The organism is Faecalibacterium duncaniae (genome assembly GCF_010509575.1).
Classification (GTDB): Bacteria; Bacillota; Clostridia; order Oscillospirales; family Ruminococcaceae; genus Faecalibacterium; species Faecalibacterium duncaniae.
This window is the reverse complement of sequence record NZ_CP048437.1, coordinates 393,037-418,814: the sequence shown is the minus strand read 5'-3', so window position 1 is coordinate 418,814 and position 25,778 is coordinate 393,037. Positions and strand designations below refer to the sequence as shown.

The 25,778-nt window shown below is 50.1% G+C and carries 20 protein-coding genes and 1 pseudogene; 1 reads left to right on the top strand and 20 read right to left on the bottom strand.

Translation table 11 applies throughout. The annotated features are described in order from the left end of the window. Window positions 1-7 precede the first annotated feature (7 nt). The 14 genes and pseudogenes from GXM22_RS01875 to GXM22_RS01815 form a co-directional block, all read right to left on the bottom strand. Window positions 8-583 carry a DUF1788 domain-containing protein gene (locus GXM22_RS01875; RefSeq protein WP_005929853.1) on the bottom strand — a complete coding sequence of 192 codons (576 nt, stop codon included), beginning with the start codon at window positions 581-583 and terminating at the stop codon, window positions 8-10. Between the two features lies 1 nt (window position 584). Next, window positions 585-1,193: a DUF1819 family protein gene (locus tag GXM22_RS01870; RefSeq protein WP_007882141.1), complete on the bottom strand. Its 609-nt coding sequence runs from the start codon at window positions 1,191-1,193 to the stop codon at window positions 585-587. After that, window positions 1,174-1,401, bottom strand: a complete 228-nt coding sequence (locus tag GXM22_RS01865; RefSeq protein WP_005929859.1) for a helix-turn-helix domain-containing protein — start codon at window positions 1,399-1,401, stop codon at window positions 1,174-1,176. Before GXM22_RS01865 ends, GXM22_RS01870 begins: the two co-directional genes overlap by 20 nt. Before the next feature lie 323 nt (window positions 1,402-1,724). Next, entirely contained in the window at window positions 1,725-3,197 is a 1,473-nt protein-coding gene (locus tag GXM22_RS01860) for a relaxase/mobilization nuclease domain-containing protein (RefSeq protein WP_005929866.1), read from the bottom strand. Window positions 3,198-3,251: 54 nt separating this feature from the next. Next, window positions 3,252-3,521: a hypothetical protein gene (locus GXM22_RS01855; protein ID WP_005929869.1), complete on the bottom strand. Its 270-nt coding sequence runs from the start codon at window positions 3,519-3,521 to the stop codon at window positions 3,252-3,254. Window positions 3,522-3,537: 16 nt separating this feature from the next. Then, complete coding sequence (locus GXM22_RS01850) at window positions 3,538-3,843, bottom strand: hypothetical protein (protein WP_005929872.1); 306 nt, start codon at window positions 3,841-3,843, stop codon at window positions 3,538-3,540. Between the two features lie 154 nt (window positions 3,844-3,997). Beyond that, window positions 3,998-4,330 (bottom strand): plasmid mobilization protein, encoded by a 333-nt coding sequence (locus GXM22_RS01845; protein WP_002576391.1) that lies wholly within the window; start codon window positions 4,328-4,330, stop codon window positions 3,998-4,000. After that, window positions 4,327-9,162: pseudogene (locus GXM22_RS01840) on the bottom strand (SNF2-related protein); the annotation flags it as partial. The gene GXM22_RS01845 and the pseudogene GXM22_RS01840, both read right to left, overlap by 4 nt. Before the next feature lie 1,403 nt (window positions 9,163-10,565). Continuing rightward, window positions 10,566-10,910: a TnpV protein gene (locus GXM22_RS15175; protein ID WP_227970575.1), complete on the bottom strand. Its 345-nt coding sequence runs from the start codon at window positions 10,908-10,910 to the stop codon at window positions 10,566-10,568. A gap of 802 nt (window positions 10,911-11,712) precedes the next feature. Then, window positions 11,713-11,919 carry a transposon-transfer assisting family protein gene (locus GXM22_RS01835; RefSeq protein ID WP_005929883.1) on the bottom strand — a complete coding sequence of 69 codons (207 nt, stop codon included), beginning with the start codon at window positions 11,917-11,919 and terminating at the stop codon, window positions 11,713-11,715. Further along, window positions 11,920-12,513: a YodL domain-containing protein gene (locus GXM22_RS01830; protein ID WP_005929886.1), complete on the bottom strand. Its 594-nt coding sequence runs from the start codon at window positions 12,511-12,513 to the stop codon at window positions 11,920-11,922. After that, window positions 12,500-12,808 (bottom strand): hypothetical protein, encoded by a 309-nt coding sequence (locus GXM22_RS01825; protein ID WP_005929890.1) that lies wholly within the window; start codon window positions 12,806-12,808, stop codon window positions 12,500-12,502. The genes GXM22_RS01830 and GXM22_RS01825 overlap by 14 nt, the downstream gene beginning before the upstream one ends. Continuing rightward, on the bottom strand, window positions 12,805-13,692 hold the full coding sequence (locus tag GXM22_RS01820; RefSeq protein ID WP_005929893.1) for an LPD16 domain-containing protein: 888 nt from the start codon (window positions 13,690-13,692) through the stop codon (window positions 12,805-12,807). The genes GXM22_RS01825 and GXM22_RS01820 overlap by 4 nt, the downstream gene beginning before the upstream one ends. Further along, window positions 13,689-15,767 carry a DNA topoisomerase 3 gene (locus tag GXM22_RS01815; RefSeq protein WP_035393366.1) on the bottom strand — a complete coding sequence of 693 codons (2,079 nt, stop codon included), beginning with the start codon at window positions 15,765-15,767 and terminating at the stop codon, window positions 13,689-13,691. Before GXM22_RS01815 ends, GXM22_RS01820 begins: the two co-directional genes overlap by 4 nt. A 241-nt stretch (window positions 15,768-16,008) precedes the next feature. Here GXM22_RS01815 and GXM22_RS01810 point away from each other — a divergent pair, with 241 nt between their 5' ends. Next, a complete protein-coding gene (locus tag GXM22_RS01810; protein WP_007882151.1) occupies window positions 16,009-17,412 on the top strand; it encodes an IS1182 family transposase in 1,404 nt (467 codons plus the stop codon). A gap of 309 nt (window positions 17,413-17,721) precedes the next feature. On the opposite strand, the gene GXM22_RS01805 is transcribed toward GXM22_RS01810, so the two are convergent. From GXM22_RS01805 to GXM22_RS01780, 6 genes are all read right to left on the bottom strand, one after another. Next, window positions 17,722-19,218, bottom strand: coding sequence for a glycosyltransferase (locus GXM22_RS01805; RefSeq protein WP_242410986.1), 1,497 nt, complete (start codon window positions 19,216-19,218; stop codon window positions 17,722-17,724). A gap of 527 nt (window positions 19,219-19,745) precedes the next feature. Next, window positions 19,746-20,909 carry a CD1107 family mobile element protein gene (locus GXM22_RS01800; protein WP_005929902.1) on the bottom strand — a complete coding sequence of 388 codons (1,164 nt, stop codon included), beginning with the start codon at window positions 20,907-20,909 and terminating at the stop codon, window positions 19,746-19,748. Beyond that, the gene (locus GXM22_RS01795; protein ID WP_005929904.1) at window positions 20,906-21,157 is read right to left on the bottom strand and encodes a DUF4315 family protein; all 252 of its coding nucleotides are present in this window, start codon (window positions 21,155-21,157) and stop codon (window positions 20,906-20,908) included. The genes GXM22_RS01800 and GXM22_RS01795 overlap by 4 nt, the downstream gene beginning before the upstream one ends. Before the next feature lie 35 nt (window positions 21,158-21,192). Next, window positions 21,193-22,962 (bottom strand): CD1108 family mobile element protein, encoded by a 1,770-nt coding sequence (locus GXM22_RS01790; RefSeq protein ID WP_005929907.1) that lies wholly within the window; start codon window positions 22,960-22,962, stop codon window positions 21,193-21,195. Window positions 22,963-22,965: 3 nt separating this feature from the next. Continuing rightward, on the bottom strand, window positions 22,966-25,353 hold the full coding sequence (locus GXM22_RS01785) for a VirB4-like conjugal transfer ATPase, CD1110 family (protein WP_005929911.1): 2,388 nt from the start codon (window positions 25,351-25,353) through the stop codon (window positions 22,966-22,968). Window positions 25,354-25,372: 19 nt separating this feature from the next. Beyond that, the gene (locus GXM22_RS01780) at window positions 25,373-25,765 is read right to left on the bottom strand and encodes a PrgI family protein (protein WP_002576402.1); all 393 of its coding nucleotides are present in this window, start codon (window positions 25,763-25,765) and stop codon (window positions 25,373-25,375) included. Window positions 25,766-25,778 lie beyond the last annotated feature (13 nt).

Here is a 25,778-nt window from a genome sequence, read left to right as displayed (position 1 = left end):
CCATCCATTACTTTACCAGTCGGAATGCACGGTAATAGTTATCGTCTTTAATCTCATTGAACAGAATCAGCTCCTGTTCATTATAGGTTCCCGGAAAGAACATCACGACCGGGCAGCGCACAAATGCCTGATGCAAGTTGTTAAGCACCTTGTGGGAGCGCAAAATCGGATAGCACTTGCCGATACCGGTTAAGAACACGACTGCATTCTCCGGCGTATGTTCTTTGATATATTGCACGATCAGGCTGTCATCGTCATTCACCTTCATGGAGTTGGTCACTGCCTTGACGATACGCTCGATTCCTCGCTTTTTTTCAAAGTCATAGCACTTTTCCATAAAGTTTTTCTTTTCCAAAAAGTCAATGATGATATCATACAGGTCAAAGACCACAAGCTCAAAATCATCATCGCCCCGGTCATTCTTATTTTTCAGATACTCTACACGCTCCCGAACTTCCAGTTCCTTTTCCGGTGGATAATCAAACACCCAATAGTTGACCTCATTTGCGCGGCCTGTTCCTTTTCGGAAAGATGGCTTATGGATTGCAAGCTCCATCTCGTCCAGTCTTTGGCTTAAATCCATTTCATCTTACCCCCGTCAGTGTTTTTACCATGATGCCAAGATCATGGTCATAAAGCCAATGCTCAAATGCAATATCAAGAATTGGCTTCAGTATTTTTCTTGTGCTGTTTGCCCGGTTGCTTTCTAAAAGCCCCGCTTCATAAAGCTGCGTTTTATAGCAGGAACCGAGGCGGCGCAGCGTATAGTCTTGAAGAGAAGCCACTTTCTCACTCTGTTCCTGCTTATTTTTGAAAAATATCCGGATATCTGCATCCGTCAGCTCATCGGAACCAAGAATCATTTTTTCCCGCACTACTTCATACACAAAATCAAAGAACAGCGTGTCATGCAAAAGAGCCGCAGTCAGCACAAATAGTTTTTGTGTAGCAAGATCACTGCTCAAAAAGATTGGATAAAAGCTTTCATCTAATGTCTTGATACGGGCTGTTACGGTAGAATAAATCTGCTGCGCTCGTAGTTTTGTCGGTGCACCATAGATGTTTGTCTCTTCATTCAACTTTTTAATATCCGCAAAGCTCTTACCCTCGCTCAAAAGCTGCACGGTTTTCCGAAATTCCATGAACCAGAACGAAAATTTCACTGCTCCGGCACTATACGGTTTTCTTTCCATCTTCGTTCTCTCCATTTCCGGATTTTGTTTTAATGTATTTGCCGCTTTTGATTCTGGCATCCTTCGGCTTTTCGGCGTTAATAGGAATGACCCACTGATGGCCTAAACGCTCGGCACCATCAATTCGCCCTTCCGTGCATAATGTCTGTACTCTCCTTGTGCAGATGCCCCATTTTTCAGAAGCCTGCTTAATCGTCATGAAATCCATACGGAACCTCTTTTTCGATGTCTAAAGTCACTCGCAGCAAGTTAAAATTTCTCATTTATATTCTACTCCAAGAAACGAACAAAATCAATCGAAAGTTCTTCCAAATTTTGAACGATTTTTTTAGAACCCACTCTTCTGCAAGCAGGGCTTTCGTGACACGAAAGCGATTTTCTGCTTGTTGGGGAAACTCCCCAATCCCCATAGAACGCTGCCTGCGGCATCGGGCTGCGCATCCGTTCCGGATGCTTTAACGGCAGTTCCTGCCAAAGAAAAAAGGCCCGGTGCAGCATGAGCATTACGCCCACACTGCACCGGACTTTCCATCATCGACTGCTTTGTCTATTTTCTTCTTCCTGCCGTACTTCCTGCTCATGCAGCTGCTCTTTCTTCTGTTCGTCCTCTTTCAGAATTTCCTGCACAATCTTCTGTGCCACAAGCCAATCCTGCATTTCCGATTTGGTCCTGCGGTACTCTGCATAGGAGCTTTTCTTTCGTTCCAGAAGCATCGCATACTCTGCGTTCAGCTCGCTGATGCGTGGAAGCTTTTTGTCAGAACCGTTCTCTTTCTTATAGGCATCGAACGCCTTTTTCGCTGCGCTGCGCAAGGCCAGCGTATCCCGATGGGCTTCATAGAACTCCCGATTGTAGCCGGATGCTTTATACGCGGCAAAAACATCTTTTGTCTTGGCATAATTGATTAGATGCTTTCGCAGCACCGACACTTCCGACATCCGTGCCTCATCTGCCTTTACAGATTCCAGCAGCGCATCACATTTTTCAGAAATTCCATCTGCCTGTTCTTTCAGCTCTGCATAGCTCTTGATTCCATGCTCTTCCATGAACATCATGGCTTTTGCCATTTGCTTCAGATTAAAGACTTTCGCCCAGCGCGCATACCCTGCGCCTTTGCCCGCCTGCATTTTGGCACGGACATCAATAAGGAACGACAACTCCGCCTTCTGATGCACCTGCGCCGACCGTGCGCTTGTGCGGTTTTTCTCTGCAAATTTACTTTTATGAACCGCATTCCCGGCAATCACTTCGCAGAGTTCTTCAACCGAATATCCTTTACCAAGAGAACGGAAACGAGCAAATCTGGCGTGGCCTTTCCCCCGCAGGGCAGGCTGTTTTCCCTCTTTATACTCGTACCCTGCTTCCTGCAAAATTCCAATCAGTTCCTGGAAGTCTTTTGGCTTTCTTTCCAATGCTGCATCAATGGCCTCACAGATTTCATCCCGCTGCGACTTTTTCTCCGGGTATTCCGTTCTCTTCTTCCGCTCCCCGTAGGGCTTTCGGACAATGACCGACAACCGATGTTCCAGGCAGACGATATCACTGAGCCTTGCCAGCGCAAGACCGGATAAGCGAAAATCTCGGAATTTTCTGGTGCAGTCTAATGTAGTCGAATTAAAAATAATGTGGTTATGAATGTGCGCGCGATCAACATGGGTAGCCACGATAAATGCGTGTTTTCCCTTGGTGAATCGCATGGCTGTCTCATACCCAACCTTGTTCGCCTCCTCCGGCGTGATTTCTCCGGGCTTAAAGGATTGTCGAATCTGATATGCAATCACATCATGCGCCTGTGTTCTACCGGTAATATGCTCATACTGCCGTTTGGAAAGCAGAAATTCTTCATCACAGGTCTTTGCATCACAGGCATACGCGCTGATATATTTTCCATCTTCCGTCTTTGCTGCATTCTCAGAATAATCAGTACGGTCAGCCAGACACTGCGCTACCGTCTTTCCTTTATTGATATGCAGCGCAATTAGTCTTGTAGCCGCCATTTTCATATTCCTCCATCTAAAAAGAGCTACCCGAAGGCAGCTCTTACCAATCTACTATTCTCATTTTAACATCCGTTCCCGGTCATAAGCTCCCTGCAAATAAACGGCCTGCTTGATGATCTCTTCCATATCGAAATAGACACACATGATGCTTTCGTACAGCTTCCACACATTAGATTCGCTGCCTCCCACCATCTCCATCAGCTGGTCTTCCATCTTCGATTGCTCAGACTGTTTTTCCTGATAAGCAGTCTCATCCACAAAATGATTTTCTCCATCCGTTTCCTCGTACCGCAAATCATAATAATCTTTCATAAACTGAATATCCATCCAATCCCTCCTGAACTCAAATTGTCAAAACATCCTCTATACACTCGCACAGCCGTTCCATCAGTTCCATGATGCCGCCCGCTCCAACCGCAGCTGCGAACAGTCCCATCTCAATCAGGGTCAGCAGGAACACATCCGTCCAGCTCGCCCGAACCACCGAATAGATACCGCAGCCAAGAACGAAAAGCATAACCGGCGAAAGTACCCACAGGGATAGCTGCATCAGCAGATTCCAGATAAAGCACAGAAATCGCAGCAGAAACGCAACCGGCAGCAACAGGATTTTCAGCACCAGCTTCAACAAAAAACATACGACCTTCATGGATTTCACCCCTTCGTTTTTCTTTTCATCTTCATTTTATCGTACCCGCTTGTCAAACACCACGATGTCAACAGGAAGACCTGCAAAAAATATGTAATGACACAGACTGTTTCATCTGTGCCATGTGCAATAGAAATTCCGCACGTTTGCGCCGTCATCGAATACCAGAAAGCCTCTTTAAGATCAGCTTTTGCATCTCCCAGAGTTCATCCAGTCGCTTCTGCAAATCCCGGATATCCTCCGCATAGATGCTTCCAGATTCATTGGCGCGTTTTGCGTACTGGTTCAGGTTGTTGCTGCATCGGCGAAGAAGTGTGGATACCTGCGCCACATCCGACAAATCAAGATTTACGCAGTACCCGTCCATCGCCATTTTTCTCATATAGGCACCGGTATTCCGAATCCCCAATTCTTTCTGCTTTTCACGAATCCTCGCCAGCTCTTCCGGGTTTACCCGGACATTGATCCAGTGTTCCCGAACACTCATAGTGCCACCTCCTCATCATTTCGATGTGTCATCGGCGGAATGCGCCCTGCACGGTCACGCAGCTCTGCCAGGACAGACGGCTTTTCCGTTGTTCTCTCACGGTCTGGATCATCATTTTCACGGTCATCCATATTCAGCAGTGCGTCCAGTTCTGCCAGTCTTGCACTCTTTTCCGCCAGTTCTGCCTCCTGGGGGAACGGCTTTCCAAGCTCGGCCTGCGCAGCTTCCTGCTGGCTCCTAAGATTGTCCAGCTGCTGTTCCGCCTTCTCCAGCCTTGCAGGAATCCCGGCAAGAGCATTATCCAAACGCTGGATATTGCCCGCAGCACTGGTGCCGATGGGCACCCGGTGGGTCATCTCGCCTTTCAGCAGCACCTGATACTCTTTCTGGAAGCTGTCATATGACAACTCCATCTTGAAACCACGATAGCTGCCAAGCGGCACCGGCTCCAAACTCTGATTGGCTTTACAGACCGCAAGAATTGCTTCACCGGCCTCGGCTTTTTCAGTAAATTGTGTGCCATTCACCTCCATACCGCAGAACCCCTCTTCCGGCAGCGGATGTGCCGCCACCGTCCGAATATCCGACTGAAAGCCCTTGATGAACCCTTGCGTTTTCTCAATCTCCGCAGGGAAATATTTCATCAATTTATCTTCCAATCGGTACTGCTGGCTCTGATGATCCGCCTTCAATACTTTCAGCCTTGCAACATCTACATCCAAGTCCATTTTCTCCTTGATTTGCGGGTCTCCGGCACAAAGTGCCTTGATCTCTGCATAGGAAAGAGCCTGCTCATCTACATCATCACAGGAACGTACCGGAGATTTGCTGGTCATGATCTGGCTGATAAATTTCTGCTTATTCTCCAGTGTCTGATAGAGGTAGGCATCAAAAGTTCCTTCCGTCACATACTGATAAACCTGCACTTCTTTGTTTCGGTTTCCCTGACGGATGATACGACCATTTCGCTGGGTCATGTCCGCAGGCCGCCAGCCCACATCCAGATGATGCACGGCCACCAGCCTGTCCTGCACGTTCGTGCCTGCACCCATCTTCTGTGTCGAACCTAACAATACCCGTACCTGTCCGGTACGCACTTTGGCAAACAAATCTTTCTTTTTTGCCTCAGTATCGGCATCATGAATAAATGCGATTTCTTCTTCCGGCACACCGGACTGAATTAGTTTGGCGCGGATATCCTCATAGACATTGAAGGTTCCATCGTTCTTCGGCGTGCTGAGGTCGCAGAACAGCAACTGGGTCAGCTTATCCGACTGTCCTTCCTCATAAATCCGAAGCACATTCCGCACACAGGCGTTGAGCTTGCTATTTGGGTCATCCGGCAGGAGCGGATTCATCAGCCGCTGATCCAATCCCAGTTTTCTGCCGTCCGATGTGATTTTCAGCATGTTATCGACCGACGGGTCTACCACACCGGAATGCACAGCCGCCGCCCGTTCCGAAAGCTCCGCCACCATCGCCTGCTGATGCTCCGATGGCTGCACCACCACGGTTTCAAACTTTGCCTCCGGCACCGGCAGATGCAGCTGATCGGAGGTCTTGATATCCGCCACTTCCTTGAACATGTTCATCAGCTCCGGCAGGTTGAAGAACTTTGCAAATCTTGTTCTTGCCCGGTATCCGGTTCCTTCCGGTGCCAGTTCAATGGCCGTGGTGGTCTCACCAAAGGTTGAAGCCCAGCTGTCGAAATGGGTCAGCCCTTTCTGCTGCAACGTGCCGTACTGGAGATACCGCATCATGGTGTAAAGCTCCGTCATGCTGTTGCTAACCGGGGTGCCGGTCGCAAAAATGATGCCGCGCCCGCCTGTCAACTCGTCCATATATTGGCACTTCATAAACATATCCGAAGATTTCTGCGCTTCCGATGTGGACAAGCCTGCAACATTGCGCATTTTTGTGTAGAGGAACAGATTCTTAAAGGCATGTGCTTCGTCTACAAACAGTCGGTCTACGCCCAGCTGCTCAAAGGTAATCACATCGTCTTTTCGGTCGGTTGCCCGAAGTTTCTCCAATCTCGCCTCCAATCCTTTCCGGGTCTTTTCCATCTGTTTGATGGAGAAACGTTCGCCATTCTGGGATTTCATCTCAGCAATGGCGTTTTCGATTTCATCAATCTGGACAGTCAAAATCCGCTCCTGCCGTTCTGCGGACACCGGAATTTTCTCAAACTGGGAATGCCCGATGATGACTGCATCGTAATCACCAGTAGCAATTCGTGCGCAGAACTTCTTTCTGCGGGCAGTTTCAAAGTCCTTTTTGCTTGCCACCAGCAATTTTGCACTCGGATACAGACGCAGAAACTCGTTTGCCCACTGAAGGGTCAAATGATTCGGAACGACAAACATGGATTTCTGGCACAGTCCCAGCCGTTTTGCCTCCATAGCAGAAGCGGCCATCTCGAAAGTCTTACCGGCACCCACTTCGTGGGCCAGCAGCGTATTGCCGCCGTACAGCACATGAGCAATGGCATTCTGCTGGTGTTCCCGCAGCCGGATTTCCGGATTCATGCCGCCAAAGCGGATATGAGAACCATCATACTCACGGGGACGAGTGCTGTTGAACAGCTCGTTATACTTTTCCACAAGTTCCGCGCGGCGATAAGGGTCTTTCCACACCCAGTTCTGGAACGCATCCTTAATGGCCTGCTGTTTCTGCTGGGCGAGGGTGGTCTCCTTTTTATTCAGAACCCGCTTCTGCTTGCCGTCTGCATCCTCCACGGTATCGTAAATACGAATATCCCGCAGATTCAGCGTATCCTCCAGAATTCGGTAGGCATTGGCACGGCTGGTGCCGTAGGTCATATAGGCATGAACATCATTCCGGCTCGGTGTACTCTTGCCGGTAATTTGCCATTCTGCCGTCATGGGAGAGAATTTCACTTCAATATTTCTGCGCAGATAGAACGGCGGTTCAAAGGTTTCTTCCATAAACTGCTGGATATAATCCCGATTGACCCATGTGGCACCAAGGCGCACATCAATCTCCGACGCATCCAGGTCTTTCGGCTGTGCTTTCTTCAAATATTCCGTGTTTACCGCAAAGGCAGGGTCAGAAGCCGCAGCCAGTTCTGCCACGCGGAGTTTTTCCCGGACATTGCCGGACAGATATTCATCAGCCGCCACCCAGCCGGTTTCCTCGCCGCCTTGCGTCATCGGGTCTTTGAAAATGACACCATGCAGTTCCTGCTGGATTTTTTCAAATTCTCCCGGTGTACCTAAAAGCTCCGACATATAGGGCAAATCCACTTTGCCGCGCTCTCCGATGGAGATTGCCAGAGCCTCTGCCGGAGTATCTACGCTGGTAACAGCCCGTTCCGGTCGAATCGTCCGTTTGGTGAACATATCCGCCTTGGATTCCAGCCTGCCGTTTTCATCTACATTTTCCAGAGAGCAGAGCAGATAATAAGACGAATCTTCTGAAAAAGCCTGCGCATTTGCACGGGAGTTGATAAGCCCATACTGATCGGCGAATCGGTCATAGGCTACATTCAGTTCCCGCTGTTTCTGGGCAATCGCGTCCTCCGGATAATCGTTCAGCTGATAGTCGATCAGTTCCTGCACAATGGTACGAAGCTCCACCATGCCCTTGATCCTGCCGGTGGCTGTCGCAGAAAGGTCAGCCTTTCGCATGATGCTGTTCTCACGGAAGTAGACATCCCCATCCACCACCGCATAGGAGAAGTTCTTTACATTGGGGTCTGCCGGAATGGTTTCGCCCTGCAAGGACAGTTCTTCCTCCGGTGCCAGCTCCTGCGCTTCATAGTGACCGCCGATATGCTGCACAGCCTCATGCAGCTGGTCTCCCAGATCCTCATCCGGAATCGGAATGACCGTACATTCTTCCTTGCCGTACTGGGTACTTTCCGTTGTAATCTCACCCAGCACCATTTCCGGGTGGTCAACAAAATAGCTGTTGAGGGTAATACCCTCCGATGTCAGCCCCAGATGCACCCAATCCGGTTCGATATCAATTGGATGGTCTCTCTTTTGCAGAAAAATGATATCCGACACTACATCTGTACCGGCATTGGCACGGAATGCGTTGTTAGGAAGTCGAATGGCTCCCAGGAGTTCTGCCCGTTGCGCCAGATACTTTCGCGCGTCCGGATTCTTGGAATCCATCGTGTAGCGGCTGGTAACAAAGGCCACGATGCCACCGGGACGAACCTGATCCAATGCCTTGGCAAAGAAATAGTTGTGGATAGAAAATCCGAGTTTATCATAGGGCTTATCGCTGACACGGTAGTTGCCAAAGGGCACATTGCCCACGGCCAGATCATAGAAGTCGCGCCGGTCGGTGGTTTCAAAGCCTGCCACCTTGATTTCTGCCTGCGGATACAATTTCTGCGCAATGCGCCCGGTGATGGAATCCAGTTCCACACCATACAGTCTGCTTCCCAGCATGGAATCCGGCAGCATACCGAAGAAGTTGCCGACACCCATCGACGGTTCCAGAATATTGCCTTTCTCAAATCCCATACCGTCCAATGCCTCATAGATTGCACGGATCACGGTAGGGCTGGTGTAATGCGCATTCAGAGTCGAAGCCCTGGCTGCGGCATATTCTTCTTCCGTAAGAGCTGCTTTCAGCTCCTTATATTCGCCTGTCCAGGCAGTTTTCTCTGCGTCAAAGGCATCTGCCAGCCCACCCCAGCCGACATAATTGGCCAGCGTTTCCTGTTCCTCCGGTGTCGCATCCCTATGCTGATTTTCTAAGGCTTTCAGCGTGTAGATGGCATCCATGTTGGCACGGAATTTCTGCTTAGGACTGCCTTCGCCGAGGTGAAAGCTGTTGATGCGGTAGTTCTCCGCATGTTTTGCTTCATGCCCTGCCCGGAACGCTTCTTTTTTTCCAGAATTCAGATCAACCACCAGATTGTGCAGGTGAACATTTTCCTCATGCCCCAAAATTCTTGCCAGATTTTCCTTGCTTTCCGAGCGGAAGATCGGATACACGGAATCCGGGTCCCGAAGTTCCACATCGAAAAGCCCGACTTTTTCAATCGTAAATGCCTTTCCGTCCAGATACAGCGTATCGCCAACGCGATAATCCGGCTGCACCGGAGCTGCGGGTTCTGGCTGCACAGTTGCAGGCTCTTTTTCAGCCTCCATGTTCCTGCCGCGAATCTCCTGCAACGCCTCTGATGCACTCACATAATCGGCAAATGTCTGCACTTTTCCGTCCGAATATCCGTAATACTCTTCTTTGACATAATCCCAGATGGCAAACGCATCTTTAGAATCCGGAAAGTTCTCGCCGGTCATTGTGACCACAAACCGTTCATCCGGTGCATAGCCAGACTCTCTGGAAAGTTCGCTGGCGTGTTCCTGCATTTCCAGTACCAGAGGATCTGTCTCTGCGTGAGCCGATTCCTGTACTTCTTCGGATTCCACATCTGGGAATGGAATGTCCTGCTGCAAATTCTGCTTGCTCTGTTCAACATAGAGCCAGTCTTTTGCTTCCCGTTCCTGAACTTTTTCAATCAACTGCTGGCGGTAGGTCTCTGCCTCCCATTCGCTGGTAAACTCTTCGCTGACGCCATCCGGCTCCACATGAATGCCGTCCTGAATATCATCCCAGACCGCATAACCATCGTCTGTCTCCATCACGGTAAACCGCTGTGGTGCCGCCAGTTCACTCCGGGCATATACATCCGCAGCCGTATTCAGCATGTTGTCCACATGCTCATTTCCGGTATCGTAGCGTTCCGGTGGCGTTGGCGGAAACACATGGGCGGCAGTCGGCATAGGAAGCGGCGCGCCGTATTCCTGCTCCAGCTTCCGATACTCTTCCATTTCCAGCGCGGTCAGGTACTGATCATTTTCCACAAGCCGGTCTAACCGCTTATCCACCGCCGACCATGTGAGTCGCACTTCCCGGTCATGGTCATAATTGCGAAGCAGAATACCTCTTCCGTTATAATCGGCAAAACCGCGACTGCCATCCATAAAGGTATAGCTGTGGCCACCGAGACCGTATTCCGCTTTCAAGAATGCAGCTCGTTCTTTCGCGTCCCCTTGCTGCTGATACAGCGCATAAATACGGATTTTTCCGCCCTCAAAATTAGAACCTGCTCGCAACATCCGGTCGATTTCATCCTCAGAAATGACAAAAGCGGAGGGCTTTTCGCTCTCCGCTTCTCTGGCTGCATTTTCTGCCGCCGCATCAATTTTCTGAATCTGCTCTGCCTCGGACTGAAACAGGCTCATAAAGTTTAGCTGTTGATAAGTTCCGTCAGAATGACTTCCTCTGCCTGCGCTTTCAGCATGTTCATGTGCTGCACCCAGGCCATTTGGTTCGATTTCTTGTCCGGTGCCGGATTCGCTTTCAGAAGCTCCGCCATCATCTGCTCCATCCGTGCGGTCGCGGTCTCCTGAATCTCCCACAGGTGCGGATACAGCTTCTCGGTCAGGATAAGGTGATTGTACAGCAGCGTGTTGTTCTCCTGCAGGAACGCTCTGCGCATCCTCCCGTACTTGCCCAGAGGCTTCTGTTCCTGCACCGACAACTGGATATCCGGAATCAGGTAATCGCCGTTCTTCGTGTAATTCAGCTCCATCATAGTTTTGGCTCCTTTCTGCCTGCTTGTCTTTTTCATAGGTTCGGATCGTGCGTTCAATTTCCCGGAAGATCTGGCTGGACATTTCGCTGACCGCAGTTCCCAGCACATTGGCGGCAGCCTGCGTATTAAAATCAAAAATGTCCAGAAAATCCTCGTGCTCAAAATAGTCATCTGCATTGCCCACCGTCCGGGTAAAGACGGAATATGCGATGCTGACAGCGGCAGCTCTCTTAAAGGAAGCTCCGATGTTGAGTTCATCATATCCTTCCAGATAGGAATCTGCAACGATGTCACTGATCTGCCTGCGATTTTCCTCCCAGTAATCCCTTGCAAGGCGTTCTGCCGCTTCCATGATATGATTTTCCAGAGACCCAGCACCGGCAGGAACATCAAATGCTACATCCAGTGCGCGAATGATTGGCTGCTCATGCTCCGCATTCATTTTCCAGAGCTGTACCGGTCGGGAATTCTTCCGTTCTCCGGTATCTGCCACATCAAATACATACCGCAGTTTCGGCTGCTCGCCGCGCATGTCCAAAAGAGCAATGCCCTTGGAGCCACGCTTCACATAGCGGTTCATCCGATCATTCCAGAGATCGTACTCTGCACAGGCCGTCGCTTCTGGCCTCTGCTTATAGATCATCAGCTGCTCCGCAAAGGGATACTTATAAAGCCGCGCGGATGTGGTCAGAAACGCTGTCCACTGTTCTTTGCTGCCAGTGATCTGTGCCGCAGCTTCCTGCGCCATCTGCATATAATAAGCCGTTTTCGTCATCATCTGTCTTTTTCCTCCTCTCCTTTATTCGTCCGGATACAAATCCAGTGCCTCATATTCTGCATCCGTCATCTCTGCCAGTTTTGCAAGCAGCGAGGCCGTCCACCTGCGCAGGTTTCTGTCTCTGCCCGTCAGACTTTTTTGCATCTTTTGAAGCTCTTCGATCAGCCCTGTCCGTGTGCCAGGGCTGTAAAGCATCATGAGCATCCATTCGTCATCCGTAAAACGCATTTATAACTCCTTTTCTTCGCAGCACCTGCGAGGCGGCGCAGGCGGCACAGCCTCCTGCTTTTCCTTCAGCTGATCCAGAACCGATGCTTTCTCCACCGGTTCTTCCTTCTTTCCGTTATTGATTACGCCGTCAATCATGCCGTAATCGTCCTCCATCGCCATTTCTGCGGCTTTCAGGTATTTCTCCGGTTTCAAAAATCCGGGCAGTTCCTGGAAGCCGATGGAATCCACATAGTGACAGCTTACAACACCATTCTGCCGTAAAGCCACGATGTCAGACACAGAAAGACTATGACCAGTAAAATCATCAGGGCGGGAAACATTGAATTTCGCATACAGTTCCTCCAACATCGTATTCTGATCCTTGTAGGGAAGAAGCGGAGCCGTATAAACCACCTCATAATGGTCAATATCCGGTTCCAGCCCCATCCGTTCCAGTTCGCGCATAGACGAAAAGCGTTCATATACCGTATCCTCGCTGCGGCGAAGCTGCAAAATCGCATACTGGTCGGTAGTACTGTCGAGAAATGCCATCATTCTTTCGTCCGGTGCCTGCGTTCCATGCACTTCATCCCATTTTTCAATTCTTGCCATCGTTCATTTCTCCCTTCTCCATAAACGGCAGGCCGTTTTCCTTTGCTTCCTTCCGCTGCTGTTCCCGCCGCTTTTCACTATAAGGCGGTCGGATACCAACGCAGCGTTTCGGAATCGTATAAGTGACCGACCCATGCTCCCGGTGCTCCAAAATAAACTGCTCCGGATACTGTTTTCGCAGTTCCCGAAGCTTCTTAATCAGGCGGCTGTCATGGGTATAAATGCTGGCGTTATCCAGTTCATTATCAAAATTGATGACGGTTTCCTGCTCTGCCTTCGTAAGCTTGTATTTCATCGCTCTGCCTCCTTCGCCTTGGCAGCTTTCACCGGCGTATCCGTTCTGGAAGACAAATCCGAGAGTTTACCCAGCACAGATTCCCGTCTGCTGATTTCCGCTTCCTCTGCACGATCACAAAGTTCATCATAGTCAATCCGCGTCATGGTGCGGCCACCGAACCCATAATCCGAAAGAATCTGGTCTCTGGCTGCATTCATGCTGATTTCCGGGTTGTCGATCTGTCCACCGTCAATTTCCGTAAAGTCCTTATGATATAAGGTATAGTCGTAACCGTCCTCACAGGTCTGAATGGCAAGAAAGCCCTTGCTTCCCAAATCCCATGCACTGCGTTCTTCCGTAATCAGCGGCTCCGGGCGGCATGTACCACCGCCGCGTTCCAGCATTTCTGCCAGCTGACAGATGTGCAAAACATCATACCCCAGGCGCAAATGATATTCGTCCATATATTCGCAGCGAGCTGAGAACTTCCGGTTCGGATACTCGATCTCCACTGCACTGCCATCCGGAATTTTGAAACGATCCTCGTAGCTGCTGGTGATAAACCGGATATTTTTAGCATTCTCCAGTTCAGGATCAGCCTTTTTCATCTGCCAAAGAACCTTTCTGCCGCCGCGCATCTGCTCCAGCATCTCCGGGGCTACCGGCGCAACGGTAAGACCGTCCAGCTGGGGAATCTCCTTGAGTGCTGCCACCCTCGCGCTTTCTTCCAGCGTAGAAAACGGCTGTTTATCCAACACATCCCAGCCAATGTGTCCCTCGGCAATCTGCACCTTGCTGTCCATATCAAAACAATGGAATTCCACGCCGTCCTGCTTTTCCTGCAAGGAAAGCAGAGCGACATTATCCACCAGATAAGCTGCATTCATCATTTTCATGCTCATTTTTTACCTCCAAACTCCAGCTTAAATGCTGCTGCACCGTCCTCGCCGGTCTCTACATGAACGGTTGTGTCATAGTAACGATTGGACTTCCTGGAATAGCAATGGGTAAGCCGTGCTTTTCCACGATTTACCAGTTGCTTTGCCAGTTCCTCTGTCATCTGCTTTCCCAGTGTCTGAAAAAACCTGTTTTCCTTCCAGAGCGCAAATTTACAGCTCTTATCCCTGCAAAACCATCCTTTTGCCGTTTCGCAGACATCACTGCCGCAGGCGGGACAGGAACCAATGACTTTGCATTCCGGCTGCATCAGCACATCGGCTCCTTTTACAGCCTCGTAGGTTTTAACAAGTCCGCTGACCATGCTGCTGATTTCGCCCATAAAGGCATCGCTGTCATACTCGCCGTGTTCTATTTTCAGCAGTTTTTCCTCCCAGTCTGCCGTCATGGATGGAGACTGAATCTGTTCCGGCACCACCGTCACCAGCGCATTTCCCTTGTCCGTAGAGCAAAGGTATTTCGTTTTCTTATCACCCCTACGCTCGATAAAGCCTTTCTGCACCAGTTTTTCGATGATGGCAGCGCGTGTAGCTGGTGTGCCGATGCCTTTTCGCTCTACACCAGCCGGAAATTCATCCGAGCTGGCACTCTCCATCGCTGAAAGCAGAAGATCTTCGGTAAATCTCTTAGGCGGGCTGGTCTTGCCCTCTTTCAGATCGACACCGGCAAGTTCCAGTGTCATGCCTTCCGAAAGTATCGGAAGTTCACCTGCCTCTGCATTCTTCTCAGCATCTTCAACTGCCTTTCCTGCATATTGCCTCCAGCCCATATCCGTGACTGTTTTGCCTTTCGTGCGGAACTTCTGACCGGCGCACTCGGCTTCTACTATGGTCTCTGCATAGCGGCAGGGAGTGCCTACCGCGCAAATCAGCCGCACCGTCAGCATGGTAAGAATCGCCTGTTCTCCACTGGGAAGAGAGGAAATGTCATAACCCGCCGCTGTTTTTGTAGGGATAATAGCATGGTGATCGGTAACTTTCTTGGTATTGATGACCTGTGCTGTATTCACCGGTGCCGGTGCATCCGGCTGAATCTGAAAGCTCTGCTGAATCACGGAAACAAGTTCCGGCACAAGCGGTGCCATATCATCCGTCAGATACCGGCTGTCGGTACGGGGATAGGTCACGAGTTTCTTCTCGTACAGAGCCTGCGTGTAATCCAAGGTCTGCTGGGCAGTGAATCCCAGCTGCCGGTTTGCTTCTCTCTGAAGCGATGTCAGATCAAACAAGGCCGGGGGCTTCTCTGATTTTTCTTTCTGCTCTACCTTGGTAATGATGGCACTTCCTGCCTGGCAACACTCTGCCACCAGTTTTTCTGCTTCTGCTTTTTCTTTCATTCGCTCACCGCCCGCTTGAAAATCCCGAAATTTTAATTCTGCCGAGTAGAACGGCTCCGGCTTGAACGCCCGGATTGCTGCATCTCGCATAACCACCATCGCAAGCGTTGGTGTCATCACGCGCCCCACATTCAGGGTCTGCCCATACAGACATGAAAAAAGCCGGGTGGCGTTGATTCCGACAATCCAGTCGGCTCGCTCCCGGCATAAAGCCGCCTCATATAAGGCATCATATTCTGTTCCCGGTCTGAGCTTCTGAAAGCCTTCCCGGATAGCACTGTCCTCCATTGATGAAATCCAAAGCCGTTCCACCGGCTTTTTGCAGCCGCACTGATGGTAAACCAGTCGGAAAATCAGTTCGCCCTCACGCCCTGCATCGGTTGCACAGATCAGACTCTCCACATCTTTCCGCTGCATGAGCTTTTTCAGGATTCCGAACTGCTTTTTCGTGCTGGCGGACACCTGATACTGCCAATGTTCCGGCAAAATCGGAAGATCATCATACTTCCACTTTGCATACTTTTCATCATAGGCTTCCGGCTGGGAAAGTTCCACCAGATGCCCCACACACCAACTGACAAGGTAGCCATTGCCCTCCATATAACCGTCCCCGCGCTGATCTGCCCCGATCACTTTCGAGAGACTCATGGCAACCGAGGGCTTTTCCGCTAATACAAGCTTCATTCGATACTGCTCCTTTCGCAAAAAAATTAGCAGCCAGGCACCGAAGCGCATGACTGCTATGTAAGGAACGGTATTCTGTTTTAGGTCTACAAACTGGGGCTTTTATGATCTTGCCACAGCTTATCAGTCTATGCACGTCAACTGTTGAAACCGCCGTGTACCGAACGGTACGCCAGACTGTCTAACGATTGGTATTCATGATATAATTAAGTTACAAGATATAGAGATTGGGGGCTTAATTATGGCATATATTGTTGGAACAGACAGAAATCAATCCAGAATGATTACTGCATCGTTAGATGATCTAATTGATAAAGATAATTCGGTTCGCGCAATTGATGCCTATGTTAATTCATTAAATTTACTCGAACTGGGTTTTACAGAATACAATGGGACTAATAGAGGACAATCTCCATATCGTCGTTCCGATTTGTTGAAACTGCACATTTACGGATATTTAAATAAAATCAGATCGAGCAGAGCTCTGGAAATAGAGTGTAAACGAAACCTTGAACTCATGTGGTTGATCAACGCAATAACACCAGATCATGGAACTATCGCTGGCTTTGTAAAAGAGAATAGAAAAGCGTTTCATAACACATTGCAGCAATTGACACTTATCCTTAAAGGATGGGGATTGATCGATGGAAAGCTAATGGCAATTGACGGCACTAAAATTCGTGCGCAAAACAGCAAGCACAATTGTATCACCCAAAGCGGTTTGGATAAAAAAATTGCTTATGCTGATGAGAGAATAAATTCGTATCTTATGGCTATCGAAAAAGAAACTCCTGTTGATTCTGAATATAAAGATAAGTTGGAAACCTATCAGAAGCTAAAAGAAGAATACTTGTGCCAAAAGAAGGAACTTTCAGAAAAAGGGTTAGAACAAAAAAGTCTTACCGATCCTGATTCCAGGCGAATGAAAAATAACGGGTCTTTGGATATTTGTTACAATGTACAGTCTGTAGTTGATTCACAAAATCATTTTGTCGTAGATATATCTACAACAAATGATATCAATGACCAAAATCAGCTTCATGTCATGGCTAAGAACGCAAAAAAGCTTTTAGATATCGAGGAATGTACTGTCATCGCTGATACCGGCTATTATAATGCGACTGAAATTAAAAACTGTATTGATGATGGTATGACTGTATATATCAAAAAATCAAAAGCCAATAATAGTACAAAGAACAATGAATTTCGTAAAGAAAAATTCACCTATAACTCGGAAAATGATACATACACTTGCCCAGCAGGTGAACGATTATTATTTTTTGAAAACACGTCAAAGAATGGATTGAGATATAAAAAATATAAGTGTACATCCTGTTCTACGTGTAAATACCATAATAGTTGTACATCATCTAAAACTGGAAGGACGCTTCAACGTTGGGAATATGAAAATATCCTTGCTGATGTTCATAAATCAACATTGGAAAACAACAACGTTTATAGACAGAGACGATGCATCGTAGAACATCCATTTGGAACGGTCAAACGCTCTTTGGGGTATAGTTTCTTTCTTAGGCGTAAAAAGGAAAATGTTGATGCTGAAGCAGCATCCATGTTTATCGCTTATAATTTTAAGCGATTATTAAGTTTGTTCTCGACACAGGAATTGATTAAAAAATTTGAATAGTTACAAAGAAAAACAAAACAGGATATCAGAAATAGCTTTTGGAGTAGCCCTCTATTCAATAGAATGAAGAAAAATATGAGAATCCGTTTATCAGACTGTCGATTTTACCACCTCAAAAGGGTTTTGTTAGACAGTCTGACGCACGGTGGTGTGAGAGGACGGCGGCTAGTCACCGCCTCCTACTCGCTTGTGCCCATGTTTCGGCCCTCCACATCATCACTCCGCGCATGCGTTGTGCCTCGCCGCAACGCATTCTGCCCCTCGCTGACTCATCGCCAGGCATCGCTGATGGTGTTCGTCTGCCCATCCTCACTTCTGCAGTATCTGCTTTTCGTTCTCCTGCACACGCCGCTCGAGCGCTGTATACTGCCGGAGCTCGTCCTCGGTAAATCCCCGGAACTTCGCCTGCTCGTAGTCACGCTCCGCGGCCGCGATATCCTGCAGCACCGCATCCGACGCCGGCAGCAGCTCGAGACGAATCTTCCGCGGCTCGCGTTTTTTCTTCGTCATTCCGTTCGCGTCTGCATCCTGTGCCTCGCCACGCTTTCCGAAAAGACCGGTCGCCTCGGCTATTTCCGCCGCTTCACGTCGTTTCCTCGGCACGTCGACCACTTCGAGCATCCCGCGTGAGACCAGCTTCTGCAGCGCGGCGCGCAGATCCCCGCGGCTCATATGCATCAGCTCCGCGAGATCCTTCCGGCTCAGCGCCTTTCCGGCATCCTTTCGATCAGTCGCCTCCACGGCATCTTCCCGCGCAGGCATCTGCGCTTCAGCCCCTCGAGTGAGCGCCTTTCCCGCGTCCTTCCGATACAGCAGCAGCGACAGCTCCGCCAGCGTCATATCATACTTCAGCGCCACCGACTCGAGATAGCGCTCGAGCAGCTTCCGGTCGCGGTACTTCTCCACGATGATCCCATCCTCCGAAATCACCTCCTGCAGCGCCTGGCTCCGCTCCTCACCGAGCTTCTGCGTCCCCGGAATCGTCGCCGGGAACACGAAACCATCCTTCGCCGCATCCACTAGAAAATGATAGACCTGCAGCCGCTTCCGCTCATACGCATCCTCATCCAGCACATGCTTGAAGAAGTCGTTGTAGCACTCGAACATCGCGAGTTTCATCTCCACCGTCCGCGCGAAGCTGATCTTCTGATTCACCAGCGAACCCTTCGTCTTCACATAATAGTAGACCGGCGTCCGCAGCGCATAGAACGTCGTCGCATAGCGCACATACTCGAGATTAAACAGAAAATCCTCGCACCAGCTGAGCTTCGCATCCATCCGGATCCCGTGCGCCTCCACAAGCGAGCGCCGGTACAGCTTATTCCACAGCACCCCATAGTAGTAGTCCGCCGGGTTCTCCATCATGAAGCCAACGAACGCTTCACGCCCGATCACCTGGTCCGCGTCGATATCCCCCTTCTGCGACACCATCTCTCCGACGACACGATAGAAATCCGCGATCACCATGTCGCAGCCCGTCTCCTCGGCCGCCCGCACCATCAGCTTCGTCGCATCCGCCGTCAGCCAGTCATCACTGTCCACGAACTGCAGAAACGTACCCCGCGCCCGCGCGATCGCCTGGTTTCGCGTATCCGACACCCCCGTATTCTCCTTATGCACGACCACCACGCGCGCATCCGCCCGCGCATATCCGTCGCAGATCTCCCCGGACCGATCCTTACTTCCATCATCCATGAGGATCAGCTCGAAATCCCGAAACTCCTGATTCAGAATACTGTCCACACAGCGCGCGAGACTCTTCTCCGCGTTATACACCGGCACGATGATACTGACCTTCGGCTCCATAGGCACCTCCATCAAAAAACTACTTCTAGTTGTACCATAAAACCCTCCCGTTGACACTCGTATATTTCTGCTCACTTTTCCCGGGCCAATGTCTCGGCCCTCCGCCTGCTCACTCCGCGCCCACGCGTCCGCACCCTCCACCTTCTCACGTCGCGTCCACCCATTCGCACTCGTTGCCTTTATCGCGCCCATGCCTCCGCCCACTACCTCCTCACGTCGCATCGAAGCACCAATTCCCTCATGAAAATGTCATATTACAGCATAAATTCGCTCATGAAAGTGTAATGAAGCACGGATTATTCCCTCATGAAAGTGGCAAAATACTGAAAAGAACGCTCATAAAAGTGGCAGAGCACGGAAATCTGAATGGTAAAATTCCGAGTTGTTGAGCTGTTCTTACTTTCTATTTTATCAGATATCGCCTACAGAGTCCATAGCTTCATAGCTCAAAACAGTTCACCCACCAACCATTTGGCTATGTAAAGGGGACGGCTTTTCAGCCGCCCCACCGGTCAACGCTGCGTTAATCAGACAGGTTCATCGTCCGATTCCGCTTCATAATCCTCGTTGACATCCACTTCTTCGTCCTCGTCACCATCATCCTCCGGCAGCTGGAGCGTATCTTCATCCTCATCGTGATAATCCGCATCCGGGTCCGGCTGATTTTTCTTGGACGCAGGCTTTACGCCCTTCATCTTGATATAGAGATAACCGCCGACACCGGCTGCACCGATCACAAACAGAAGCAGCATAATCATCGGAAGCGGAGACGATTTCTTCTGCTCGCTCTCTGTTTTCTGCTCTTCCGGTGCCGGTTCCGTCTCCTGCGGCTTTTCGGTTTCCGCAGGTTCCGTGACTTCCGGCTCCTTCTCCCGATACTTGGCAGCTTCCTCTTCATCCATCAGCGCAAGCAGATCGGCCTCGTCCACCATGTTCAGGAAATGCACATTCTGGTTGCCGTCTTTATCGCGGTCGATGATCAGATAAAAGGTGTTGCCCGCCTTTGTCACCAGCGTAATGAACTGCTGGCTGGATTTATCTTCTTCCTCACCGATATCGTCCACCAGCGTCATATTTCCTTCCGGAGTCAAAGCTGCACTGGATTTCGTCTCATCCTCGTATGACATTCCACTCTGCATCAGATCCAGAAACAGCTTCAGCGCATCTTCACTGAACATGCTGCTGTCTTTTGCAGAATCCGTGACATTCAGGTACTTTCCATGTGCATACCCGGTTTTGCCGTTGAAGTTTACCTTATACCAGTCACCGCATTTTTCGACAATCTCCACCGTATCGCCGGAATGCAGATATCCGATAATCTCCTGATCCATGCCGGGACCGGAACGAAAATGCAGACTGGTGATCCCCGGCACCACCGTACCAGTCTGCTTTTGGGACTTTTCGCTGCCGATATTGTATTCTTTGCCGCCCACCGTAACGATCAGGTTCCCATCCGCATCCGTAGAGACCTCATAGCCATCCGGCAGAACCTGCATGTCCGGGTCGATTTCGATGCTGTCGGTATTGTCCGTTTTCCCCGCATTTGTGCTTTCTGCTGCATCCGTCTCCTGTGCAGCGGTACTGACAGGCGTGTTCTTCTGCACATCATCGCCCGTATAGGCAAATGCAGTGGTCGTAAAGGTTCCTGCCGCCATCACGCTGGCAAGCAGCATTGCCATCATCTTTTTCATTCCATATCCTCCGTTTCTTTCTCATCCAGTTTCAGGTTCTCCGGGTTGGGAACCGCAGCCTGCGCCAGCTGAATGATGACTGCCAGCTGTTCCGGGGTCAGGCTCTGGGCATGTACCATTTCACAGATTTCGCTGTTTTCCTGCTCGTGGTACTTTCTGTCCCATTCCTTTCTGCGCTCCTCCCATTCATCGCGTTTCCTGCGGGCTTTCTCGCGCTCCGCAGCAATCTTTTCCAGTTTCAAGCTCATATCGTATCCTTTCCGGGCGAATAAACGCCCTATTTTTATCGAATTCTTCCCATGCAGTAGTAGTGCTGCCGCCAGTAGCTCGTCTCAATGGAAGCATAGGAAATTGGTGAGCCACAGTGGATCATCATCCCGTTGCCGACATAAATGCCCACATGGGATGCGCCACTGGTGTTGTAGGTTTTCTGGAAGAAGATCAGGTCTCCGGGCTTTGCCTCACTCTTCGGGATAATGTCGCATTTTCCCATCAGACCGTTGGCCGTCTGCCTGCCTACATTCCAGCCATTGCCGCAGTGGTTGATGACCCAGCTTACAAAACCGGAGCAGTCAAAACTGGTACTCGGCGAGCTGCCGCCCCAAACATAGGGATAACCGAGATATTTCTCTGCTTCGGTAATCATCTTCCGGAATTTTTCATCCGTCAGAGCTTCGCCCGGAATGTCGTAATCCTGGTATTCTCCGCTGGAACCCGCGCCATCCGGCGTTGCAAAGGCTATGCCTGCAAACAGGTCATCTCGATTGCCCCGGCACTCCAGTGTGACTTCGTATCGTTGCAGCTGGTCATCTGTAAAGCCGGAATTTCTTGCAACATAGTCAACGCCCCGATTGAGCCGTGTTACATTGAGGATTTTATACTCATACTGTACCGTCACCTGATAGGTGTAGGTGTGTCCGGTTCCGGTGATTGGATTGTAGCGATAGCCCACACGGGTTTCCTTCCTTGTCCGGATTTCCACCTTTTCCTCCAACTTCAGCTCATACTGCGCTTCAAAAATACTCTGGAGCCGCGCCTGCACCTGGCTTCTCGTATAGTTTTCAAATTCTACGGTCAGCAGAGATGCAAGCTCATAGGGATTGTGACCAATCTCTGCCAGATTGTAGCGATACTCGTCATAGCCCGGATGGTCGGTTTCAATGCGGTCGATTTGTTTGCGAAGTTTATCTTCCAGCCTGGTATAATCCGTCTCCACGCCTTTCAAATCTTCATCTTCTGCCGTGTAGGAAGTCCCCAGCACCACATTGCCGCCGCCATTGATCAAGACGGAGCATGACGAAACCGACCCGGCAATCACCAAAACAAGCAGTCCCACGGCTGCGATACCGATGATGATATGCGAGTGGCTCTGCACAAACTGAAATGCCTTTTCCGTTATACTGACAGTACCCTGTGCAGCTTTGGCTGTGCCAGATGCTGTGTTCTCCGCAGCGGCCGCACCTGCCTTCGCAGCGGCATACTCTTTTTTGATGGCCTGCTTCTGCCGCCATCGGGAAAAGAGATTGGAACCAGCCTGCGGATCAGACTTCATGCGTTCCGCAAAGATGGAATCTACGGCATCTTTATTTCCCTTTTTCTCCAACCGCTCCAGCTTTTTGTACTGCCGCAGCTTTCGACCATATTGGAACCGGGAACCAGCACGGGCTGCACCTTCCGCTGAGCCTTCGGTAAAATGCGCTGCCTCCACACCAGAATTATTATCCTGGTCGGCATTGCGCACACTCTGATGTGCCTTGGCTGAAAGTGCATCTGCCGCAAGATTTCCCGGCTTCTTTGGCTTTCCGCCTTTTTTCCCGGAAGCTGCTGCATTCTTTTTCGCTTTTACTTCCTGATCTGATTTCAGCTTCTTACTGCGCATCTTAGCAAGATCGGCCTCGTGACGAATCTGCCTTCGGTGTTCCGCTTTTTTCTTGCCGCCGTCTCCCGTACTGCTATCTGCGGTTTTGCTTCTGGAATCGCGAAGGGTGTTCTCCGCACCCTCGCGCTCCTGCCGCAGCTTGTCTCCGAGATTCGGATTTTTCTTGCCAGCCATCGCTTACGCCTCCTTCGCTTCCTGCACTTCGGTTAATTTTGTCGTCATAATCCGGTACAGTTCCAGATCGGTCGGGAAACGATCAACGAACGGCAAAATCACATTTCCGTAGAACAGCAGTCCTTCGCCTTCACCGGAGTGGGTCACATAGGACAGCTGATGTGGGCTGATATTCAGCTGATCCGCCAGAATCTGACGATCACCGGCTGCTTGATTCAGCATATAAATGAAGTCGCTGTTTTCAAAAATGTTCGTCACTTCGCGGGAAGAAAGCAGGTCTTTCACATTCTGGGTGATGCCGGTGGGAATACCGCCCCATTTACGGAATCGCTTCCAGATTTCCACGCTGTAGGCCGCTGTCTGCTCTTCTTTCAAAAGCAGATGGAACTCGTCCATATAGTAGCGGGTGGCTTTACCGGCATTACGGTTGGCGGTCACACGCCCCCAGACCTGATCCTGCACCACCAGCATCCCGATCTTTTTCAGCTGCTTGCCCAGCTCCTTGATGTCATAGCAGACCAGCCGGTTATTGATATCTACGTTGGTGCGGTGGTTGAACAGGTTCAGAGAACCGGTTACATAGATTTCCAGTGCCGTTGCCACATGGTGTGCCTCCTTTTCATCCTGCCGGAGCAGAGCTTCGTACAAATCCTGCAAAACGGGCATGTTCTCCGGCACCGGGTGTTCAAAATAGGTCTGGTAAATCTGATGAACACAGCGGTCGATGACCGTCTTTTCTACCGGCTGCAAGCCTTCTTTTCCGCCCACGATCAGCTCACACAGGGACAGGATGAAATCTGCTTTCAGGGCAATCGGATTATCCTCTTCCGAATAGTTCGCATTGATGTCCATTGGGTTGATATACTGCGTGCTGGAAGGGCTGATTTTAATGACCTGCCCCTCAAATTTCTGCACCAGTGCTGTGTACTCAGCTTCGGGATCGCACACGATTACATCGTCATCCGTCACCAGGAACGCATTGGCGATTTCTCTCTTGGCAGAGAAGGATTTACCGGAACCGGGGGTACCCAGAATCAGCCCGTTGGGGTTTTTGAGCTTTTTCCGGTCAACCATAATCAGGTTGTTGGACAAAGCATTCAGCCCATAGTACAGAGCCTCTTTCCCGGTCTGAAACAGTTCCTGGGTGGTAAACGGCACGAAAATTGCCGTGCTGCTGGTAGTCATGCTGCGCTGAATCTCAATCAGGTTCTGTGCCAGCGGCAGGCAGCTCATCAGCCCCTGCTCCTGCTGGAAGTCCAGACGGCGCAGGTTGCAGTTGTACTTTTGTGCAATGCTGGAAGCCTGAAACACATTGGTTTCCAGCTCCTGCTCCGTTTCGCCGGTGTTCATCACCAGAAAGGTCAGCAGGAACATACGCTCATTCTGGCTCTGCAATTCCTTCAGCAGTGCCTTTGCGTCCTTACCGTAAGTTGCCAAATCGGACGGAATGATGTCCATATCGTATCCGGAACGTACAGCTTTCTTCTGTTCCTCAATCTTGGAACGATCCAGCTCCGTGATGGTGTGCTTAATAGACTTGATTGCTTTGTTCTGGTCTACCGACTGAATGTGCATGGTTACAATCTGGCTGGATTCCATATCCAGAAAGTCCTTCAGCAGCTGATCCGACAGGTCGGAAGCCGTAATCTGGAGATAGGACATGGAACCATACATCCCACCCATCTGAAAAACACGGTTCTTCGGAAAGGCAAAACCGGTCGGTGCAATAAAGTCCTTTACCGACAGCCCGCTCTCCGGCAGCCACTTCCAATCGAAATTGAATCGGTCATGGTCACCCATGTGGAACATATCGTGCATCAAATGAAGCCGTTCCTTGCCGTTAAGCAATTTTGCCCGGACACCCAAGCGTTTGAAGTTGTTCATCAGGTCGATCTCGATGTGAATGAGCCTCGGCTTTGCCTGCTTCATGGATTCCGCCTCAATGCCAAACGTCAGGTACTTCGTCTTGGTCAGGCCGTTGTTGCCCTGGGCAAGTTGACGGCGGAGCATGGTGCTGTACTCTGTGCGTACCGGATTAAAATGATCCTTCTGGTACGGGATGCGCACCATCTTCTCAAAATTCGAGGCATCCGTAGCCATATTCATAAAAGAAAGCTCAAAGCGGATGCTGGAATCAAAGAAGTTCAGGAAGCTGCACCATTCCTCAAAGATAGCCGTCTGATCTTCCTGCTGCGCCAGCTGGTAATTGATGTCCTGAAACTGAATGGTTTTGGTGTAGTAATTGTCCGTCACACGGCAAATACCGTCCGGGAACATCCGCTGAAAAGGAATGCTCTCCTGTGCCGAATGCGGAACCGTGCGGTCACCCCTTGCACGATCAATCACCGTCTGCACCTGTTTTTGCTCTGCGGCTGACAGATGAGACGGCATTCGGATGTCATCCTGCTTTTTATTCTTCGCTGTCAGCTTTTCGAGAATTTTGAACAATGCGATTTACCTCCATTTCCACGTCTGCCTGCTGAACCAGCAGTGCATAGTAATTTTTCGTTTTGTAAGGCCGCGTTTTCGGCCTCTTGAACTTCGCCTCATAGAAATGCTTTGCCACCACTTCCAGCGGCTGACCGTCTTTCTCGTACATGGCAAGAAAGAAGAGCGGCAGCATCACTGCCATCATGCCAAGTGCAGCAAGGCTCAGATTTCCGCTGGATTTGAGCAAAAAGAAAACCGGAACGCCAATCAGCGCACCGGCTCCGAAGCAGAGAATCTGCCGTTTGGTCAGGTTCATAAAGACCTTGGTCTTGACCTTTGAAAGGTCTCGCGGCACAGAAATATAAGATGCCATGAATCATTCCTCC

What these genes read in the sequence shown, in the direction of transcription:
- GXM22_RS01780 (WP_002576402.1), bottom strand. Translation starts at nt 25,765, where the DNA reads ATGGCATCTTATATTTCTGTGCCGCGAGACCTTTCAAAGGTCAAGACC.
- GXM22_RS01835 (WP_005929883.1), bottom strand. Translation starts at nt 11,919, where the DNA reads ATGCGTTTTACGGATGACGAATGGATGCTCATGATGCTTTACAGCCCT.
- GXM22_RS01860 (WP_005929866.1), bottom strand. Translation starts at nt 3,197, where the DNA reads ATGAAAATGGCGGCTACAAGACTAATTGCGCTGCATATCAATAAAGGA.
- GXM22_RS01855 (WP_005929869.1), bottom strand. Translation starts at nt 3,521, where the DNA reads ATGGATATTCAGTTTATGAAAGATTATTATGATTTGCGGTACGAGGAA.
- GXM22_RS01845 (WP_002576391.1), bottom strand. Translation starts at nt 4,330, where the DNA reads ATGAGTGTTCGGGAACACTGGATCAATGTCCGGGTAAACCCGGAAGAG.
- GXM22_RS01875 (WP_005929853.1), bottom strand. Translation starts at nt 583, where the DNA reads ATGGATTTAAGCCAAAGACTGGACGAGATGGAGCTTGCAATCCATAAG.
- GXM22_RS01790 (WP_005929907.1), bottom strand. Translation starts at nt 22,962, where the DNA reads ATGGCTGGCAAGAAAAATCCGAATCTCGGAGACAAGCTGCGGCAGGAG.
- GXM22_RS01865 (WP_005929859.1), bottom strand. Translation starts at nt 1,401, where the DNA reads ATGGATTTCATGACGATTAAGCAGGCTTCTGAAAAATGGGGCATCTGC.
- GXM22_RS01785 (WP_005929911.1), bottom strand. Translation starts at nt 25,353, where the DNA reads ATGCCGTCTCATCTGTCAGCCGCAGAGCAAAAACAGGTGCAGACGGTG.
- GXM22_RS01850 (WP_005929872.1), bottom strand. Translation starts at nt 3,843, where the DNA reads ATGAAGGTCGTATGTTTTTTGTTGAAGCTGGTGCTGAAAATCCTGTTG.
- GXM22_RS01800 (WP_005929902.1), bottom strand. Translation starts at nt 20,909, where the DNA reads ATGAAAAAGATGATGGCAATGCTGCTTGCCAGCGTGATGGCGGCAGGA.
- GXM22_RS01810 (WP_007882151.1), top strand. Translation starts at nt 16,009, where the DNA reads ATGGCATATATTGTTGGAACAGACAGAAATCAATCCAGAATGATTACT.
- GXM22_RS01870 (WP_007882141.1), bottom strand. Translation starts at nt 1,193, where the DNA reads ATGGAAAGAAAACCGTATAGTGCCGGAGCAGTGAAATTTTCGTTCTGG.
- GXM22_RS01830 (WP_005929886.1), bottom strand. Translation starts at nt 12,513, where the DNA reads ATGGCAAGAATTGAAAAATGGGATGAAGTGCATGGAACGCAGGCACCG.
- GXM22_RS01825 (WP_005929890.1), bottom strand. Translation starts at nt 12,808, where the DNA reads ATGAAATACAAGCTTACGAAGGCAGAGCAGGAAACCGTCATCAATTTT.
- GXM22_RS01805 (WP_242410986.1), bottom strand. Translation starts at nt 19,218, where the DNA reads ATGGAGCCGAAGGTCAGTATCATCGTGCCGGTGTATAACGCGGAGAAG.
- GXM22_RS15175 (WP_227970575.1), bottom strand. Translation starts at nt 10,910, where the DNA reads ATGGAGCTGAATTACACGAAGAACGGCGATTACCTGATTCCGGATATC.
- GXM22_RS01795 (WP_005929904.1), bottom strand. Translation starts at nt 21,157, where the DNA reads ATGAGCTTGAAACTGGAAAAGATTGCTGCGGAGCGCGAGAAAGCCCGC.
- GXM22_RS01820 (WP_005929893.1), bottom strand. Translation starts at nt 13,692, where the DNA reads ATGAGCATGAAAATGATGAATGCAGCTTATCTGGTGGATAATGTCGCT.
- GXM22_RS01815 (WP_035393366.1), bottom strand. Translation starts at nt 15,767, where the DNA reads ATGAAGCTTGTATTAGCGGAAAAGCCCTCGGTTGCCATGAGTCTCTCG.